Source organism: Candidatus Nitrosoglobus terrae, from assembly GCF_002356115.1.
In the GTDB taxonomy this organism is placed as follows: domain Bacteria; phylum Pseudomonadota; class Gammaproteobacteria; order Nitrosococcales; family Nitrosococcaceae; genus Nitrosoglobus; species Nitrosoglobus terrae.
Window position 1 is genome coordinate 837,484 of the sequence record NZ_AP014836.1, and the last position, 16,498, is coordinate 853,981.

At 44.9% G+C, this 16,498-nt stretch carries 17 protein-coding genes; 12 read left to right on the top strand and 5 right to left on the bottom strand.

All coding sequences use genetic code 11. The annotated features are described in order from the left end of the window. Position 1 precedes the first annotated feature (1 nt). The gene (locus TAO_RS04045) at positions 2-742 is read right to left on the bottom strand and encodes an ABC transporter ATP-binding protein (RefSeq protein WP_096526736.1); all 741 of its coding nucleotides are present in this window, start codon (positions 740-742) and stop codon (positions 2-4) included. On the opposite strand from TAO_RS04045, the gene TAO_RS04050 reads away from it, so the two are divergent. Next, a complete protein-coding gene (locus TAO_RS04050; RefSeq protein WP_331712983.1) occupies positions 720-1,385 on the top strand; it encodes an arylesterase in 666 nt (221 codons plus the stop codon). The genes TAO_RS04045 and TAO_RS04050 overlap by 23 nt on opposite strands. Here TAO_RS04050 and TAO_RS04055 read toward each other — a convergent pair. Beyond that, positions 1,366-3,597: a tetratricopeptide repeat protein gene (locus TAO_RS04055; protein WP_408607620.1), complete on the bottom strand. Its 2,232-nt coding sequence runs from the start codon at positions 3,595-3,597 to the stop codon at positions 1,366-1,368. The genes TAO_RS04050 and TAO_RS04055 overlap by 20 nt on opposite strands. On the opposite strand from TAO_RS04055, the gene TAO_RS10140 reads away from it, so the two are divergent. Then, on the top strand, positions 3,582-3,704 hold the full coding sequence (locus TAO_RS10140; RefSeq protein WP_408607621.1) for a hypothetical protein: 123 nt from the start codon (positions 3,582-3,584) through the stop codon (positions 3,702-3,704). The two genes, TAO_RS04055 and TAO_RS10140, sit on opposite strands and share 16 nt — an antisense overlap. A gap of 224 nt (positions 3,705-3,928) precedes the next feature. On the opposite strand, the gene TAO_RS04065 is transcribed toward TAO_RS10140, so the two are convergent. The 3 genes from TAO_RS04065 to TAO_RS04075 form a co-directional block, all read right to left on the bottom strand. Continuing rightward, the gene (locus tag TAO_RS04065; RefSeq protein ID WP_096526739.1) at positions 3,929-4,270 is read right to left on the bottom strand and encodes an alkaline phosphatase family protein; all 342 of its coding nucleotides are present in this window, start codon (positions 4,268-4,270) and stop codon (positions 3,929-3,931) included. Between the two features lie 37 nt (positions 4,271-4,307). Then, complete coding sequence (locus TAO_RS04070; RefSeq protein WP_096526740.1) at positions 4,308-4,697, bottom strand: PEP-CTERM sorting domain-containing protein; 390 nt, start codon at positions 4,695-4,697, stop codon at positions 4,308-4,310. A gap of 566 nt (positions 4,698-5,263) precedes the next feature. Next, positions 5,264-5,941 (bottom strand): FKBP-type peptidyl-prolyl cis-trans isomerase, encoded by a 678-nt coding sequence (locus TAO_RS04075; RefSeq protein ID WP_096526741.1) that lies wholly within the window; start codon positions 5,939-5,941, stop codon positions 5,264-5,266. 419 nt (positions 5,942-6,360) lie between these two features. Here TAO_RS04075 and TAO_RS04080 point away from each other — a divergent pair, with 419 nt between their 5' ends. The 10 genes from TAO_RS04080 (at position 6,361) to TAO_RS04125 (ending at position 16,498) form a co-directional block, all read left to right on the top strand. Continuing rightward, positions 6,361-7,113, top strand: a complete 753-nt coding sequence (locus TAO_RS04080) for a hypothetical protein (protein ID WP_231910573.1) — start codon at positions 6,361-6,363, stop codon at positions 7,111-7,113. 265 nt (positions 7,114-7,378) lie between these two features. Beyond that, positions 7,379-8,179 (top strand): hypothetical protein, encoded by an 801-nt coding sequence (locus TAO_RS04085; RefSeq protein WP_231910657.1) that lies wholly within the window; start codon positions 7,379-7,381, stop codon positions 8,177-8,179. An 88-nt stretch (positions 8,180-8,267) separates the two neighbouring features. Beyond that, positions 8,268-9,134, top strand: a complete 867-nt coding sequence (locus TAO_RS04090) for a HEAT repeat domain-containing protein (protein WP_096526743.1) — start codon at positions 8,268-8,270, stop codon at positions 9,132-9,134. A 44-nt stretch (positions 9,135-9,178) separates the two neighbouring features. Beyond that, positions 9,179-9,637: a hypothetical protein gene (locus TAO_RS04095; protein ID WP_096526744.1), complete on the top strand. Its 459-nt coding sequence runs from the start codon at positions 9,179-9,181 to the stop codon at positions 9,635-9,637. Between the two features lie 40 nt (positions 9,638-9,677). Then, the gene (locus TAO_RS04100; protein ID WP_096526745.1) at positions 9,678-10,124 is read left to right on the top strand and encodes a hypothetical protein; all 447 of its coding nucleotides are present in this window, start codon (positions 9,678-9,680) and stop codon (positions 10,122-10,124) included. Positions 10,125-10,194: 70 nt separating this feature from the next. Then, positions 10,195-10,704 (top strand): TlpA family protein disulfide reductase, encoded by a 510-nt coding sequence (locus TAO_RS04105; protein ID WP_096526746.1) that lies wholly within the window; start codon positions 10,195-10,197, stop codon positions 10,702-10,704. Positions 10,705-10,985: 281 nt separating this feature from the next. After that, positions 10,986-11,234 (top strand): DUF4266 domain-containing protein, encoded by a 249-nt coding sequence (locus tag TAO_RS04110; protein ID WP_231910574.1) that lies wholly within the window; start codon positions 10,986-10,988, stop codon positions 11,232-11,234. After that, a complete protein-coding gene (locus tag TAO_RS04115) occupies positions 11,221-13,869 on the top strand; it encodes a DUF3570 domain-containing protein (protein ID WP_231910575.1) in 2,649 nt (882 codons plus the stop codon). Before TAO_RS04110 ends, TAO_RS04115 begins: the two co-directional genes overlap by 14 nt. Positions 13,870-13,906: 37 nt before the next feature. Next, positions 13,907-14,863: an FAD:protein FMN transferase gene (locus TAO_RS04120; RefSeq protein WP_096526748.1), complete on the top strand. Its 957-nt coding sequence runs from the start codon at positions 13,907-13,909 to the stop codon at positions 14,861-14,863. Between the two features lie 72 nt (positions 14,864-14,935). Continuing rightward, positions 14,936-16,498, top strand: a complete 1,563-nt coding sequence (locus TAO_RS04125; protein WP_096526749.1) for a fused MFS/spermidine synthase — start codon at positions 14,936-14,938, stop codon at positions 16,496-16,498.

Consider the following 16,498-nt stretch of genomic DNA (forward strand, 5'->3'; position numbering starts at 1 on the left):
ACTAGTTTTCTCTAAGGGCGGGTAATTGACTGAATCTATTCCAAGATAAAAACCGTCGGCTAAAGGTTATTAAGCGGCCATTTTCTAGGGTTAAGGTGCGATCACAATATTGAGTTAGGGTTTTGTCATGGGTGACGAGTATTAAGGTAGTTTTATGTTCTCGTTTCATGGCAAAAAGTAAGTCTTTGATTTTAGCGCCCGTTTTACCATCTAAATTTCCGGTAGGTTCATCAGCAAAGAGGATTTGAGGGCGAGAAGCAAAAGCCCGAGCAATAGCCACCCGCTGCTGTTCCCCTCCTGAGAGTTGGTTGGGATAGTGATCTGATCGATGTTTAAGACCCACAGCTTTAATCTCAGCAAGGGCGGTTTTTCTGGGTTGGGAATAATTTCCTAATTCTAGGGGTAGCATAACGTTTTCTAAAGCGGTGAGGTTAGGCAAGAGGTGAAAATTTTGAAAGATGAAACTGACCCGATTACTGCGTAGCTTAGCCCGTTCATCTTCATTTAGGGTTTGAAGATCGACACCGTCTAGGATAACCCGCCCAGTTGTTGGGATATCTAGACCTGCCAATAATCCAAGTAGCGTTGATTTGCCTGAGCCGGAAGTGCCGATAATGGCCAGCGCTTGAGCTGAGGCAAGAGAAAAACTAATATTATCTAATATAGTGAGTAAGCCACCTTCTGGGCTTGTTACGCATTTAGTGAGGTATTCCGCACGAATGATGAAATCATTGTCTGCCATATTTAAATTAGGATTGTTTGTTGGTTTGTTGCTTCAAACTCCAGCCATTGGGGCCGCAATGGAGCCAGTTATTTTAATTCTGGGAGATAGCCTAAGCGCTGGTTATGGCCTTGAGCAGGTAGATCAAGGTTGGGTAGCTCAGCTCCAGAATCGCCTTATAGATAAAGGCTACGCTTATCACGTCATTAATGCCAGTATTAGTGGAGAAACTACCCGCGGTGCCCTGACTCGTCTTGATTCTCTTCTGGATAGGTATCAACCAAAGATTGTGGTCGTTGAATTGGGGGGGAATGACGGATTACGGGGAATTTCATTGACAGAGATGGCGCAGAATTTCTCTCAGATTATAGAACAATCTCAGGGAAATAATGCTAAGGTATTGTTAGTCCGTATGTATCTGCCTCCTAACTATGGGCCTAGGTATACTGAGCAGTTTCAGCAGTTATTTGTAGATCTCGCACATCAATATCAGATTACAACGGCTGCTTTTATCTTGCGTGGAATTGCTACCCGACCTGAATTGATGCAGCCCGATGGTCTGCACCCTCGGGCTGAAGCGCAGTCTCTTATGCTGGATAATATCTGGCCAGCACTGAAAGCGTGTATGGCTACGGAACAACCTTCTAGCCGGCCTGTAAAGTGAGCGGTATCTTATCCGAAGTAAGTATCTCGCGCCGTTGCCGATACAACATCGGATCTACAGATGGGATCATAGCATCTAGTTTTAAATTTACGCCGACAAAAGCTTTGACTGCTGTTGCAGTGGCAGCGGGGTCTTGCAATACACCCCCATAGTCAATGAATAAGATCCGGATATTCAACTGCTCCACCAGCCATAGCTCAATCTGGCGAAGCTGCTGCTGAAATACTGCCCGTAACTGTTCAGGTGGTATGGAGGCAGCTTTGTGGCTGAGGTGCTCCAGCATAATCCTTTGCGAATCGAGTACCTCATCGAGATTGCGACGCATGAATATTACCCGGTATTGATATTCTGAGGGTAAAAACGGCAGTAATTGCACGACAATCTTGATGCTGTGACCCATGGCGTCTTTAATCCAGCTATGCTCAGTGCGTAAAAGAGTCGTTGGCGCGTATTCATAATAACCCCGTGGATTATCCATATCTGCAGCTCGTTGACCATCAGTGAGCATCGGCAGCCCGCCCGCAGCGAGCATCTGCATCATCATTGAGGTGCCCGTCCGCGGTAGCCCAGTCACTACAGTGATAAAGGGTTGATTATCCTCGCCCGCTGGGCGATGTATGGCCAGATGGGTGGTAGGCGGAGCAGAAGATATGACGGGTACTGCTGGTGTAACGGCATCTTGTGGAGTTGTGCGGCGACGGCGAGTGGCTTGGCGGATTGCCTGCATGAGGCGTTGGTGCTCAGCGGCCCTTTCTGGTTTATTCAGTCGCTGGGTATAGAGTCGCGCTAGGCGTAGGTGGGCCTGATGGAAGTTAGGGTTAATCGCAACGGCTACCTCCAATGCCTCAGCTGCCTTGTCATAGTGCTTGAGACGCACCAATGCGAGCCCGAGCACGTAGTGGGCTAGGGGAAAGTGATAAGTCAGGCTAATTGCCCGGATAGCTTCCTCAGCTGCCTGATTCGTTCGATTACGGCCAAGATAGCTACGCGCTAGGCCCAGATGCACGTGAGCGTTTTCTGAGTCAATGGCTGCCGCTTTCTTGAATGCACGCTCAGCGTCAGTATAGCGCCTGAGTCTGAGATAGGCCTCGCCAATCTGAAGGTGCAGGCCAGGATGGTGTGGCTCTGCTTTTTCTGCGGTACTCAGATGCACCAGTGCACTGCGGTAATCGCCCTCAGCCATCTTGACATAACCGCGCAAGTACTCAACATCATAGACTGAAATTAAGGCCTCGCCGCGTAGGCGCAGCCACTCATAGCGCTCGTTCTCCTCAAGCAGCTCTATTGCTGGCTTGTTGATGTTGCCTAACTCAGCTTTACGCTCAGCAAGCCTTGTATTCCATTCCTTAAGTTTTTCCTGCGCTGTGTGCGCTTGCTCGATACGCCGCTGGTACAGTTTTTCTACCAGCACGCCGAGGGAGCGGATTGAGTTCATTGCCCGATAACATAAAGCAAGATGCACGCCAAAGCGGTGATTATCCGGCGCACTGGTATAAAGTTCTTTTAAGATTACGGCTGCTTCGGCGTGACGATCACCGTCCATATAAGCGCGGGCCAGATTATAGCGCAGCTCCTGTACTGTGCTAGCGATCGCCTGTTCATGGTTGTCATCAAGTTTATCGATATAGCCCAGCGCTATGAGCTGTTGTAGTGCTGCCTGTTCGGCCAGTGGATCGCTCTGGATCTCAGCTGGATGCATCGCCGCATCCCCTTCGACTGCGTCCCAGCTTGGGATTCTGTCAATTTCAGGCATAGTTATAAATGCCTGCACAAGCGGTTTGCCGTCCATATCTTCTCCAATCGGCAGCCCAAACAGGGTTAGCACCGTTGGTGCCACATCCAGCAGGCTCGCACCATGGATCAGCTCATCACGCTTAATGCTGGAGCCAGCCATAGCAAAAATGCCAAAATCTCGGTGCTCAATGGCCGGTCCAGCTGGCTCATTAGGAATCTCTGCTGGCCGGTTATGATCAGGGTGAAAACCGTGATCCGATACCAAGATAACGGTCGTATCTTCACCTGCCAGTTCTAGTAACCGCGCCAGCATCATATCGTGATAGCGGTAGCCGTTCTGGACTACGTCTTTGTAGATCTCGAAGTCATGCTCCGGGATGTAGGCTTGCCGTGGTGGATGGTACTTCATGAAACCGTGGCAGAAGTGGTCAATAGCATCGTAATAGACGGCCATTAGATCCCATGGCTGGTTTTCCATTGCCCAAGTTGCTGCGGCGTGGACGCTTGACGCCTCGGCGAAGGTTTTCATGGCCATGCCAAGGCGCTTATCCTTGTCCTGATCGATCTCAGTGGCGCGAGGTATAAAGGGGAGAATTTCCTCCGCCGTCAGCTCTAGGTATAAAGGGGAGAATTTCCTCCGCCGTCAGCTCTAAGGGATGAAAACGCAGATCGGCAAAGGTCTCTGCCAGATGCGCTGGGTGTACCGTGCCGGGAGGGAGTGGCCACGGCTGATCAAGCGGGCCGATCGCTTGATGGTAATGGTTGGAGATCATGACCCCGTCAATGGGCTCGACGGGTGCGCTGGGCCACTAGGCAATCACGTGGGATTTAAGCCCATTTTGATGCAAAATATTCCACAGTGCCTTGGTTTTACGGGAAAGGTTGGAAACTGGGCGTACCCTGGTTCCATCCGGAATTGGCTCGGAGAAGCCTAAAATCCCATGCTTGTAAGGTCGCTTACCAGTTGCAATGGAGGTCCACAGCATGGGGGAGAGTACCGGGTGTAGGGTTGCAAGATTGCCCATTACCCCGCGTTCGATAACACTTTGTAATGCTGGCATTTTACCGGCATCCAGCAGCGGGTTAATCACCCGCCAGTCCGCCGCGTCCCAGCCGATGAGTAGCACTTTTTTTGCAAGCCGTTCGCCCATAGGTTCTCTCCCTTTGTATTTGCTTTTATCCTAAAATTTATGACTGAATTTGGCTTGAGTGGCTTTCCTGTGGTCGCCGCCGCCGCAGCGCTGCAATGCCGACTGCACCCAAGGCCATCAGGCTGAGGCTGGAAGGTTCAGGCATTGATGATAGGGTGCCGGTATCGCCAGCGCGGATACTTTCCCCTGGGACTGACTGATAGGCCCAATCCACCAAGGTTAGGGAATTGATACTCCCTAATGAATCTCTTGGCGTAAGTTTGAACTGTAGCCAACCAAGATTATCATTTGCCGTGCGAAAACCCACAAAGCTATTTGTAATGCCTAGACCCCAGAGACCATAATGGCTATTGACTCTTTTAGTGCTGGTAGCTTTTTTAGTATTATAAATAAAAACATTTTGTGAAAACGGCAGCTGGCCTTTCACCCACGTAGCTGACCCGCCATACCTCGTTGCGTTGACGTTGTTGCTTATGATTGTTCCCTTACCAAAGTTAATGTCCTAGCATGCCCTAGGTAGCTACTCTTTCAATAATGTTCTAAGGAGTGTTAAAGAATCTGACATCTCAAAGGGCAAAAAATCAGAATAACGCTGCTTGAGTCGCTGCCAGACACGTCCGGAGCTGGGTTTACATAGCGGATTTATTGTAAAAAATTATGACATCTAATTAAGGGATGGCGGACTAACCGTTTCCTATGGACGGTTTCTGGCTGAGCTGTAGCGCTGCACTCCACCGATGGGTGGGTTAATCTTTATCTCTGAATCTTTTATGTTAGCTTGTCCATTGCGCTAGGTGCAATCCCTGTGGAAGTACACCTCTACAGGGATAGACCGGCTTATTCGGCGTTAATTGCTTATGTGTCGTAATTATCGGCTTATTTGCATTCACCGATTTGGCCGCTAAAGTAAATACGCAATCTCGCTGGGGGGCGTTATACCTCCTGTACTCCTTCTAGGGTAGCAAAGCCTACAGCCCTTTGTTGATTGGAACATTATTTAATGTTAAGCAACTCAATATTAAAAAGCAGGGTTTCATTGGGGCCGATGACATGACCTGCACCCTGTTCGCCATAAGCGAGCTTAGGCGGGATAGCAAGCTCCCATTTAGAGCCTACCGGCATGAGTTTTAACGCTTCCTGCCAGCCAGGAATAACATTACTGACTTTGAAGGTAATAGGTTTGCCCCGTTTATATGAGCTATCAAACTCAGTGCCGTTAATGAGCGTACCTTGATAATTAACCTCAACGGTATCATCAGCAGTAGGTATTTTACCGTTGCCCGGCTGAATAATTTTATATTGTAGCCCGCTAGGCAGTTCAACGACTCCTTCTTTTGCTTTATTTGCTTTAAGGTAGGATTCTCCAGCGACTTTATTATTGTCCGCTTGTTGAGTGTGTTGTTGCTGCTCTTTTTGTTGCATCGCCTGCATAACCTCTTTGGCTTGTTCTGGGGAGAGTCGGGCTAATTTTTTGTTTGATACATCATCGAGGGCAAGCATCAATGCTTTTTTATCTAGCTCTATGCCCTGCTGCTGCATAGTTTGGCCAAATTGATAGCCAATAATATAGCTCAGTTTCTGAGCATTTGTTTCAAGTTCATCGGCGGTAGCAAGATTTCCAGCGAGAAAAGGGATAAAAATGGCAGTTAGAAATGAAGCTCCTTTTGGCATATTGATTCCTTAAACTAATAAGAATTAGAGGATCCTATCAACATATTGAAAGGATCAGTATATTTTTGCCGAAAAGCAAAAATTTTCTAAAAATAGCACTTTTTTAGGCTTCAACTCAAACTGAATCAGTTCATCCTGCAAAATAGGAAACTCAAAACCTCAGTGATGCTATTTTTCTGCTGTAGTATTTAGTGATATGTGTTGATGATAAGAAGAGTGATTTTTAAATAATATGTCATTTAAAGCACTGTTAATCACAAATTACGTCAAATCATGTAAATATTTTATAATTTTTAATTAAATTATATCTAATTTATTGTTTTTATTATAAAAATAAAAATGGAATGATTATTGCTGGGTTATAAGCTGTAATTTAGTGAAATTTTACTCTTAATATATAAAGATAAGGAGAAGTTGTTTTGATAAAAAAAATAATTACGCTAGCGTTTATGCTCTCTGTTTTATATAGTGCAAGCCCGTTAGTGTTGGCCCATACCACGATTAAAGATCGGGCACAGGAAGGGGTGGATTTGTATACGGCTGATGTCATCGCCCATGGCTGTTCGGGGGGTACTAAAGAAATGCTTAATGTTATCGGCCAATCGGTAGTATTTCCTAACGGCCCTAATGACATTGTCACGCGCTCTGATACAGGGGGAACGCTTAGCTTAGGGAGTGTGATAGTTGGCGGTAAGTATTCACATGGTGTGATTAACCCTGTACCTATTCAAAACAAAAATGTTTTTGACACGATGGTACCGATAGCAGATCAAACTCAAGTAGTAAGGGCACTTCATTATACTGATGGCGATCTGCCAGAAACCCCAGTGCTGGTAAATGGAATTATCCCTTTCAAGTTTAGTGGGGTGACTTTTGTGCCAAGCTCTTGTGCCACTCAGCTTAATGTACAGATTGCAATAGCAGACTGGTGCACACAAGGGACAGGATCACGGCGAGCCAATGTGTGGATAGGGAAAGCAACCCCGATGTTTCCTGCAAGCGGTCCAGCAGGAGAAGCCATAGCCGCAAATTTTTGGCCGGTTTTGATTGTGAATCGGAATTTAACCACTAACCCTCTGCCCCCAAATTGTGGCAAGGGTTATCAAGTCACAGTAGAGCCTTCGGCTGATGCGATAGATGAATATCTGCCGCTTCCAGGCTTTAATCCTTAATAGGTAATATGCTGCCTAAGGCTCATTTAATGAGCTTTGGGCTGTATCTAAATAAGGGATAGTAAAAGTAGTCTCTAATTTAATACGTCATTTGGCGTATTTTTAATAATAAATTACGCCAAATGACATAAATATTTTATGATTTTTAATCTAATTACATTTAATCTATTGTTTTTATTATTAAAATAAAGATGGAATGATTATTGCTTAATAATCTTAGTAAGATTTTACTCTTATGGACAGCAGATAGGAGGGAAGAGCTGTGATGAAAATAATTACGCTAGCGTTTATGCTCACTGCTTTATATAGTGCAAGCCCGTTAGTATTAGCCCATACCACGATTAAAGATCAGGCGCAGGAGGGGGTGGATTTGTATACGGCTGATGTGATTGCCCATGGCTGTGTGAGTGGGGTTAAACCTTTCCTTCCTGTGATTGCTGAGTCACTGGCTTTCCCTAATGGTCCTAATGATATCTATACCCGTGCTGATACGGGTGCGGCAATTAGCTTAGGGGATGTGCTTGTGGGTGCTGACATTTCCCATGGCGTAATCGATCCAACAGCGCTTCAATATCGGGATGTTTTTGATAAAACTGCGCTAATGACAGATAATTCAATGAGTAATGAATTAGCAGATGATGCGCCTATCAGTGGAGTGATTCGGGGGATTCATTACACTAACAGCGACAATGACCGTCAGGGCACTAACGAGCAGCTACAGGTAGATCTACAGGGCGTGATACCCTTTAAGTTTCCTGGCGTGGAATTTGTGTCAAGCTCTTGTGCCACTCAGCTTAATGTACAGATTGCAATAGCGGATTGGTGTACACAAGAGGGAGGATCACGGCGAGCCAATGTGTGGATAGGGAAAGCAACCCCGATGTTTCCTGCAAGCGGTCCAGCAGGAGAAGCCATAGCCGCAAATTTTTGGCCGGTTTTGATTGTGAATCGGAATTTAACCACTAACCCTCTGCCCTCAAATTGTGGCAAGGGTTTTACAGCTATAGCAGAACCTTCAGCTGATACGATTGATCAATTTTTGCCTATTCCAGGTTTTCAGCCTTAATGCGTTATTTTAAAAAATGAAGATTAGGCTAGGCTAGCAACGATAAGATTTGTAGGAACTTTGATTTTTCTAATCATTGGAGATTGATATGTCTTCAGGTCGATTTTCGTTACTGACTGGAATATTTTTGATCTATTCGATGGTCTGTTTTGGCGAGATTTCTAATAACTCGGAAAAACAAGGAAACGCAGCGCCCGCAAATAATGGTAATTTGCACCTAGAAGTCAAGGAAGCGCCGATAGATCAGGTCTTTAAAATTATTGAAAGTCAAGCAGGAATCCAATTACATGTTTCATCGGTGCCGCAAAAGCTAGTCACCGCAACCTGCACCGGTACCGCCTTAGAGGTGCTTAAGTGTGCGTTGGGCAACGATGTTAATCTAATCTATCAGTATTCGGATAATGCCACGGATAACTCGCTGCCACAACTGGCAACCGTGTGGGTACTAGGTGCAAGCTCATCGAATCCACAGCAACTTTCGAAGGATAGCTCTCACGCTTCATCTGTTTGTAGTCCAATGGATCAGAATGAACAGCGAAAAACACCTCCACTGGGTAAATTAGCCCTATCGGCCAAGGAAATTGAAGGTCTTTTTAAGCTTTCCCAATCGGATAAGCCAGCAGATCGGAAAGAAGCTTTATCTCGCCTCGCCCTAGTAGATCAAGCGGATGATGGTGATATCAGAGAAATTATGAAAGGAGCTTTACAGGATCAAAGCGTCAGGGTAAGGGAGCAGGCAATTTCTGGGTTAGCACGGCGCAATAGTCCGGATATTGAATCTGTATTAAATACTGCTTTGCAGGATAGGGATTCGAATGTACGCTTGATGGCGGTGAGTAATGCCGGGGAAAATGTTTATGTGTTGCAATCAGCCCTTAACGATAGGAATTCAGATGTACGTGCTTTAGCAAGGATGAAGCTTAATCAAATTTCAGCAATGAGTGCAGATCAGTGACGGTATAAAATTTCTTAACAAAGCCTTCAAAAGAGGAGGTTATCATGAATGAGATAGCACTAAAGGGTAAGCAAAGAGTTGTATTAATAGTCATAGCATTGGGATGGAGCATTAACGTATTCGCCCATAATCAAATTGGTACTTTAGGTGATCCGGCCAGTGCCACTGACTTTTACATGGTCCAGTGTTCTACTGATTCAGGGGGTGTAACGGGTCGATTGTATACTCAGATACTGGATGGGACTACAACTGCAGGAGGCGGTAAGATAAGTGTGGTTTCGGAATTCAATGGTGACAATATTATTGATGCCACGACCGCTTCTGCTCCGGTAAGAGATGGCCAAAATGGCCCCGCCTCTATCTTGCCCGGTGCAGATGGGATTTTTCTGATGTTTGTCCATAAGCTTAAGGAGGGGGTGAAAGATTATAATGTAACTTATCATTGCCAGTCCAGCGAGGGCGTCCATACGGGTACCTCAATACAAACCATACAAGATCAATAGCGATCACCTATTTTAAGTTAGCTAATTAATATTTTTTATAATGAGAAATAAGCAAATAATTGTATTCATAATAGCGGCACTGAAATTCAATGCTAATGCAGTAGCTCATGATCAAGTGGGATCTTTAGGCGAGGATGCTAGTGCAACTGATTATTATTTAGTCATGTGCTCTACCAGCCCTGGCGGGGAAACTGGCCTGCTGAGAACGCAGATACTCGATGCGACCACGACTGCGGGGGGCGGTAAAATAAGCGTAGTTTCCCAGTTCCAAAATGAAACTATGATTAAGGCAGCTACCGCTTCTGATCCAAATAGATTAGATGATCAACCGGGGCCAGCAGCTATTTTGCCTGGCGCTAATGGGGCTTTTAACGTGTTTGTGCATAAGCTGAAAGAAGGGCCTAAAAACTATCAGCTTACCTATCATTGTATGACGAGCGAAGGCAGCCATACGGGCACCTCATTGACTACCATACAGGATCAGTAAGTATTCAGTATAGGGATGATAAAACTAAATTTTGGCGTAATCGTATCTCGTTATTATTTAGGGAAATATCATGAATAAATTAAGATTAATTGTTATTAGCGGCTTGTTAATGATTTCGCAAGGAGTTTTTGCGGCTGGGGTTAATCAGGAAGATCTTGATTGTGTATTAACTAAATTTGATACCTCGGATCAGATAATACTCAGCCAATTACGAGGGAAAGTAGTTTATGTAGATTTTTGGGCCTCTTGGTGTTCTCCTTGCGCTAAATCATTTCCGTTTTTAAATGAGCTACAGCACGAATTTGGCGATCGTGGATTACAGATCGTTGGGGTTAATTTGGATGAAAAACGGGGAGATGCACAAGAATTTTTAGGTAAAATCCCGGCTCATTTTCAGATAGCAGCCGATCCGGGTCAGAAATGCGCTAAATCGTTTGGTCTTAAAGGCATGCCTTCTTGTTTTTTGGTGGATAAAAACGGGGCGATTCATCATGCTCATTTAGGATTTAGATCTTCAGATGCTAAGGAGTTGCGAGCAAAAATAGAACAGATGTTAGAAGAGGAAGCTTCTGAGAGCTAGGTTGATGGATTCTAATCTGTATAGATAGACATATTAATCAGTTCTGTATTAATAAAGTACAAGGATGTACTTCATTCGAAAAGCTGAGGGATTGAAAAACGCAGTAGTGCGTTGAGCACCAGCAGCTAAATCTAGGATCGTTCCATAGAAAGATTTGCCTTTGCTGTAGGAGATTTGCTATTGCCCTAAATATTGATAGCAATCATTGCCCTATAGCGCTCAATATAGTTGAAAATATTTTGTTATGTATAGCTAGCTCGGTATGAGCAGAAATTAAAGTTATGGATATGGTAAAACACGGCCGAGTGATACAAATAGCACGAGTAAAAATAGCATTATTATTTGCTTTACTGGTATGGGTATCGGGTTGTACGGTGGCTCCATGGGAGCGAGGTAATCTTGCTAAGCCCGAAATGGTATCAAATCCCTATCCCACCCAGAATGTTCTGCGCGGCCATGTAACTAGTGCCCGTGAGGCGGCTGGAGCGCCTAGCGCGAGTACTATGGGAGGAGCCTGTGGCTGTTATTAAACCGATTTCTGTAGTCAAACGGTTTAATCGCCAGGGGAGTTCCTCTTTATTAGCGTTAACCTCGGCGGCGCTGGCTTTACCTGGGTTAATCATACCCTCAGCGCAGGCTGAGCCTGATATTGATGAAGGACCATTTGATCTTGCTCAGGATAATAGTATCTTCTCCAGCGTTGAGGGGGGGCGATTTGGCTTTCAATATGGCCGTTATCAGGAAGGCGGAGGTAATCTGAATGCGTTTAGACCGCAAGCAAATACTGTTCGAGCAGATACCTTGCACGCTTTTGGGGAAATCGACCTTACGGATCGGCTCACATTCCGCGGTAATTTTATCCAAGATACTTGGTCAGGAGCGACTTCCATTTCAACTGCACCCGCAGCGTTGACCCGATTTAATCCAAATGCCGAAACGGGTGCCTCAGCTTTTACCAATCTTCGGGGCGGGGTGGTTAATTTTAATACAGAAACTGGCCAAGGCCTAGCACTTATTCCTGGCACTGATAAGACGATATTGACTAACCAAGTCGTACATATGATGGCGGTAGCTTCACCTGAAACCCGTAAACAGGGGGATTTTGGGCTTACCCATGAATGGGATGATTCTACTTTAGAGTTTGGAGGCGGTATTTCCCAAGAAAGAGACTTTGATTCCATGTATTTTCGCCTGCGTGGAACTGCGGATTTTAATCAGAAGCTCACTACCCTAACTTGGGGGGTAAACTATGCGAACAATGCTATCACCGTGCAGCGCTATCCATTTAGGTTGAACTCAGCAGCAGTTGATTTAGTAACGTTATCTAATCCAGATTTTCCAGATTGGTCGCCCACAGTCAATACTACCCGAAATGATTATTCTATCAATCTTGGTGTTAATCAGGTTTTAGATAAAGATTCGATATTCACGGCACAATTTATTTATACGAATAATTCTGGCTATCAGTCAGATCCTTATAAGGAAGCGGTATTTGTAGTTCCGTTGGATACGCCCGGGCAAGCATGGTCTTATGATCGTTATGATAAACGGCCTAATGAACGTAATCAGTTTACTTGGGCGTTGGGCTATTCTCGTTATTTTGACAAGGTCAATGGTGCCTTAAAGCTTAACTATAATTTCTTTCATGATACTTGGGAGATTGATGCTCATACTTTTGGTGCTTCTTGGGCACAATCATTAGGCCATGGCTGGACCTTAACCCCGAATATTAGGTATTACAGCCAAAGTGCTGCCAGTTTTTATAAACCCTTTTTTATTGGCAGCCAAACTCCTATCTCGCTAGCACAGGCGCTTAATAATCAAAGTACGCTACCAACGCCTCAGTTTTTTAGTAGCGATTATCGATTATCAGCTTTTGGTACTCTAAGCGGTGGATTAACCGTCAATAAGGAATTTAGTAGAGGAATAGATATCGGCGCAAATTTTGAATATTTTGATCATGCCAATGCCTTAACTCTAGGCGGCGGGGGCAGTGGTAGCTTTGGCGACTTCCATTATTATGTCGCCAGTGCTTTTATGAATGTAAATTTATCATCAGCCTTTAATAGCATCAGCTCTGGCGGCAAACACGCTCATCAAGATCATAATAATCATGGTGAGCATACACTGGCTCCGGCGGGTGTCCTATTTAGCCATATGATGGATACTCCAGGCCAGTTTATGGTAGGTCTACGGTATTTTTATAACCATCAAGGGGGCGATACCATACACGGTACTCAGCCGGTTGATAATACTGCTATTATTAATAATGCGTGTAATGGCAGCCAAGGATTTACCTGCCAGATGAAGGCGACCTACATGAATATGGCTATGGAAATGCTTGATATCATGTATGCACCCACTTCTTGGTTAAATCTGATGGTGATGCCCATGTTCATGGATATGCATATGGATATGCCAGATATGCCGGGCGCACCTCAAGCGGTTCAAGGGCAAACTATGATTATGTCAAATGGCCCAAAGAAAATGAGCACAGGAGGCGTAGCTGATACCCGATTAGTGGCTTTAGTTAAATTATTTGACTCTCCGTTTGATATTACTTCTTCTGCCCCTAGACATCATTTCCATATCGGTTTAGGCGTGAGCGCTCCAACAGGTGATTCTGGGCTGAGATCACCTACCCAAGAAACAGATCCTAATAGCCCATTTTTTGGTAAGCCCTTATTTAAAGAATATGATATGCAGTTGGGTAGCGGCACTTGGGATTTTATTCCAAGCCTGACTTATACTGGAGTATTAGATCGTTGGTCTTGGGGGGGGCAGCTTAATGGGACTGTACGGACGCAAAGAAATTCATCAGGCTATGCCTTGGGTGACATATTTCAGGCGACAGCTTGGGGGGGATATAACGTGTTACATTGGCTCTCATTTACCCTGCGTGGGCTTTATACCACTGAAGGAAAAATTAGAGGCCAATTTAAGCAAACCCTGCCAGCGATAGGCACGATGCCAAGTGATTGGCCTCAGAATTATGGTAGCCGTACTTGGGACGTGGGTTTTGGTGTTAATGCTGTTGTCCCAAGCGGTAAGCTTCAGGGTAATCGGTTTGGTGTTGAGTGGTTACAGCCTACGTATAATGATGTCAACGGTTATCAGCTAGAGCAAAAAGGGGAGCTTATCGCGTGGTGGAATTATACGTTTTAAATTTAATCGGTATGGATTACTGATTTGTTGGCATACTATGAAACTTTACCATAGGGCTTTTAAAGCGATGGGTACTCCATGCGATATTCAGGTTTATGCTAAAACTCAAGATAAAGCTGAGCAAGTTATAGGGCTGATTATTGCCGATCTGCAGCGTTTAGAAGCCCGTTATTCTCGCTACCGTTCTGATAGTTTTCTTTCTGCTATTAATCGGGTAGCAATGACAGGCGGTCATATAACAGTAGATAAGGAAACTACAGAATTATTAAATTATGCGGCCACCTGCTATGCCCAAAGCGATGGGCTGTTTGATATTACTTCGGGTATTTTGCGACAAGCATGGGATTTTAAGTCTGGTAAATTACCAAATGAGGAACAAGTTCAAGCGTTACTGGGAAAAATAGGCTGGGAAAAACTGCACTGGAAACCTCCAGTACTTGAGTTTCCTTTCCCAGGGATAGAAATTGATTTTGGCGGTATTGTGAAGGAATATGCGGCTGATAGAGCCGTTTCGCTGGGTTTACAGGCAGGAATCTGCCATGGTTTAGTCAATTTAGGCGGAGATATTAAGATTGTTGGTCCGCGCCCAGATGGAGATCTTTGGCGAATTGGTATTCGCCATCCTGATCATAAAGGGGTTGCGATAGAGATGCTGCAATTATATGAAGGAGCCATTGCCAGTAGCGGTGATTATGAACGCTGCATTGTGTTAGAAGATATACGCTATGGCCATGTACTTAATCCAAAAACGGGTTGGCCAGTACGGCATCTAGCATCAGTAACGGTGGTGAGTGATTGGTGCGTGGTGGCTGGAAGCGCTTCTACCATTGCTATGCTTAAAGAGACAGAGGGTCAGGTTTGGTTACAGAATTTAGATTTACCTCATTTTTGGGTCGATATCCAAGGAAAAACAGGAGGTTCACTTGGAAGGCTATCTGTTGAGTCCTTATCTACAACCGAAACTCAGTATTCAGTAGCTGCGGCCATACTGTAACAAACACCTCCCCATAGGATTAAGGAATATTATCTATCCCAGCCCAAATCAACTCTGTCAGGATAAGAAACGATGCATCATCTTTCGGTAAATAGCTTAGAGCGGGCAGGATTATATTTTACTGTTTTTTTGACCGGGGCTGCAGTAATGATAGTGGAGCTTTTAGGAACCCGTATTATTGCCCCTTTTTATGGTGCCAGCCTTTACGTCTGGTCGTCTTTGATCTCAGTAACGATGATTGCTTTGGCCTTAGGCTATTTTATAGGCGGGTACTGGGCTGATCGAGTTAAGCAAACTAGGTTAGCATTTATTATTGCCAGTGCTGCTTTATGTATCCTGATAATCCCTTGGTTAACCCGTTTTGTTTTGTTAGCTACCGATCCGCTGGGTTTGCGTGTAGGGGCTTTTATGAGTGCCTTGGTGCTATTTTCACCAAGCTTGACTCTGTTAGGGATGGTGGGGCCATTTGCCATTAAATTATCAACCTTAACGCTAGAGGGGGTAGGTACTAGCGTGGGTTCGATCTACGCTGCCAGTACCCTTGGTGGCGTAGCTGGAACATTATTCTTGGGGTTCTATTTGTTTCCTAGGATAGGGTCTTATGAAATTCTTATGGATCTGAGTATGGCCTTATTACTATTAGCGATAGCAGTCGCTTTCTACGAAAGAAAACGCCTAAGATTCGCCCTTATTTTCTTGCCAATTATATTGGGGATTCTAGGGATAAATTTATCACTACAGACGATTAGATCGGATAGACATGTGTCTGAAATTTACTCCGGCGGTGAGTTTTTCAAAATTTTATCTGAGCGTGAAAGCCTATATGGTTGGGTGCGCGTTATGGATCAACCCGCGCGGGATCTTCGTTTACTGACTGTGGATGCTTCAGTGATTGGGGCAGCTAGCATTAGTCATGGTGAAAATCGACTTGCTTACCAGGACATCGTGCAGCTAATCCCAGCTTTAGTACCTCATATGAAGCGCGCCTTGCTACTGGGTCAAGGGGCCGGTCATATGGCAATCACTTTAAAAGATCGCTATCAGATAAATACCGATACCTTAGAAATCAATCCAGCGGTGGCTGAAGTGGCCACTCGCTACTTTGGCTTTATGCCTACGGGGAAGCGTATTGTTGGCGATGCCCGCTATGAGATTCGGCGTTTGAAAGGATCTTATGATCTGATTATCCATGATTGCTTTACGGGAGGTTCAGAACCCGCTTATTTATTGACCGTTGAGGCTCTAGAAGAACTACGATCACTGCTCTCTGATCAAGGTATTCTACTATTGAACTTTGTGGCTTTCTCAGATGAGGGCAAGAATACCGCGTTGGCCTCTGTAGCTAAAACCATTGCACAGGTGTTTCCACAGCAGCTGGTTTTTATTTCTGAACCGGGTAAGGACTTTAATGATTTCGTTTTCCTTGCAGCGAATCATTCCATCAATCTTAATACAAGCGCACTTAGACTTAAGCAAGTAGCTTGGTTGGAACGAAGACAGCTAGCCGTGGATAAAGGGCAAGGCATGCTTTTAACCGACGATTTTTACCCACTGGAGCAGCTACAGCTTCGTAAAGCTCAATACTATAGACACACGTTAATAAGCTGGTTAGGTGCCAATATTTTAGTGCGATAA

Excerpts from the sequence above, each read along its gene's own strand:
- TAO_RS04050 (WP_331712983.1), top strand. The coding sequence starts at position 720 with ATGATGAAATCATTGTCTGCCATATTTAAATTAGGATTGTTTGTTGGT.
- TAO_RS04085 (WP_231910657.1), top strand. The coding sequence starts at position 7,379 with ATGAAAATAATTACGCTAGCGTTTATGCTCACTGCTTTATATAGTGCA.
- TAO_RS04065 (WP_096526739.1), bottom strand. The coding sequence starts at position 4,270 with ATGGGCGAACGGCTTGCAAAAAAAGTGCTACTCATCGGCTGGGACGCG.
- TAO_RS04120 (WP_096526748.1), top strand. The coding sequence starts at position 13,907 with ATGAAACTTTACCATAGGGCTTTTAAAGCGATGGGTACTCCATGCGAT.
- TAO_RS04075 (WP_096526741.1), bottom strand. The coding sequence starts at position 5,941 with ATGCCAAAAGGAGCTTCATTTCTAACTGCCATTTTTATCCCTTTTCTC.
- TAO_RS04125 (WP_096526749.1), top strand. The coding sequence starts at position 14,936 with ATGCATCATCTTTCGGTAAATAGCTTAGAGCGGGCAGGATTATATTTT.
- TAO_RS04055 (WP_408607620.1), bottom strand. The coding sequence starts at position 3,597 with ATGGAAAACCAGCCATGGGATCTAATGGCCGTCTATTACGATGCTATT.
- TAO_RS10140 (WP_408607621.1), top strand. The coding sequence starts at position 3,582 with ATGGCTGGTTTTCCATTGCCCAAGTTGCTGCGGCGTGGACGCTTGACG.
- TAO_RS04045 (WP_096526736.1), bottom strand. The coding sequence starts at position 742 with ATGGCAGACAATGATTTCATCATTCGTGCGGAATACCTCACTAAATGC.
- TAO_RS04100 (WP_096526745.1), top strand. The coding sequence starts at position 9,678 with ATGAGAAATAAGCAAATAATTGTATTCATAATAGCGGCACTGAAATTC.
- TAO_RS04095 (WP_096526744.1), top strand. The coding sequence starts at position 9,179 with ATGAATGAGATAGCACTAAAGGGTAAGCAAAGAGTTGTATTAATAGTC.
- TAO_RS04105 (WP_096526746.1), top strand. The coding sequence starts at position 10,195 with ATGAATAAATTAAGATTAATTGTTATTAGCGGCTTGTTAATGATTTCG.
- TAO_RS04090 (WP_096526743.1), top strand. The coding sequence starts at position 8,268 with ATGTCTTCAGGTCGATTTTCGTTACTGACTGGAATATTTTTGATCTAT.
- TAO_RS04110 (WP_231910574.1), top strand. The coding sequence starts at position 10,986 with ATGGATATGGTAAAACACGGCCGAGTGATACAAATAGCACGAGTAAAA.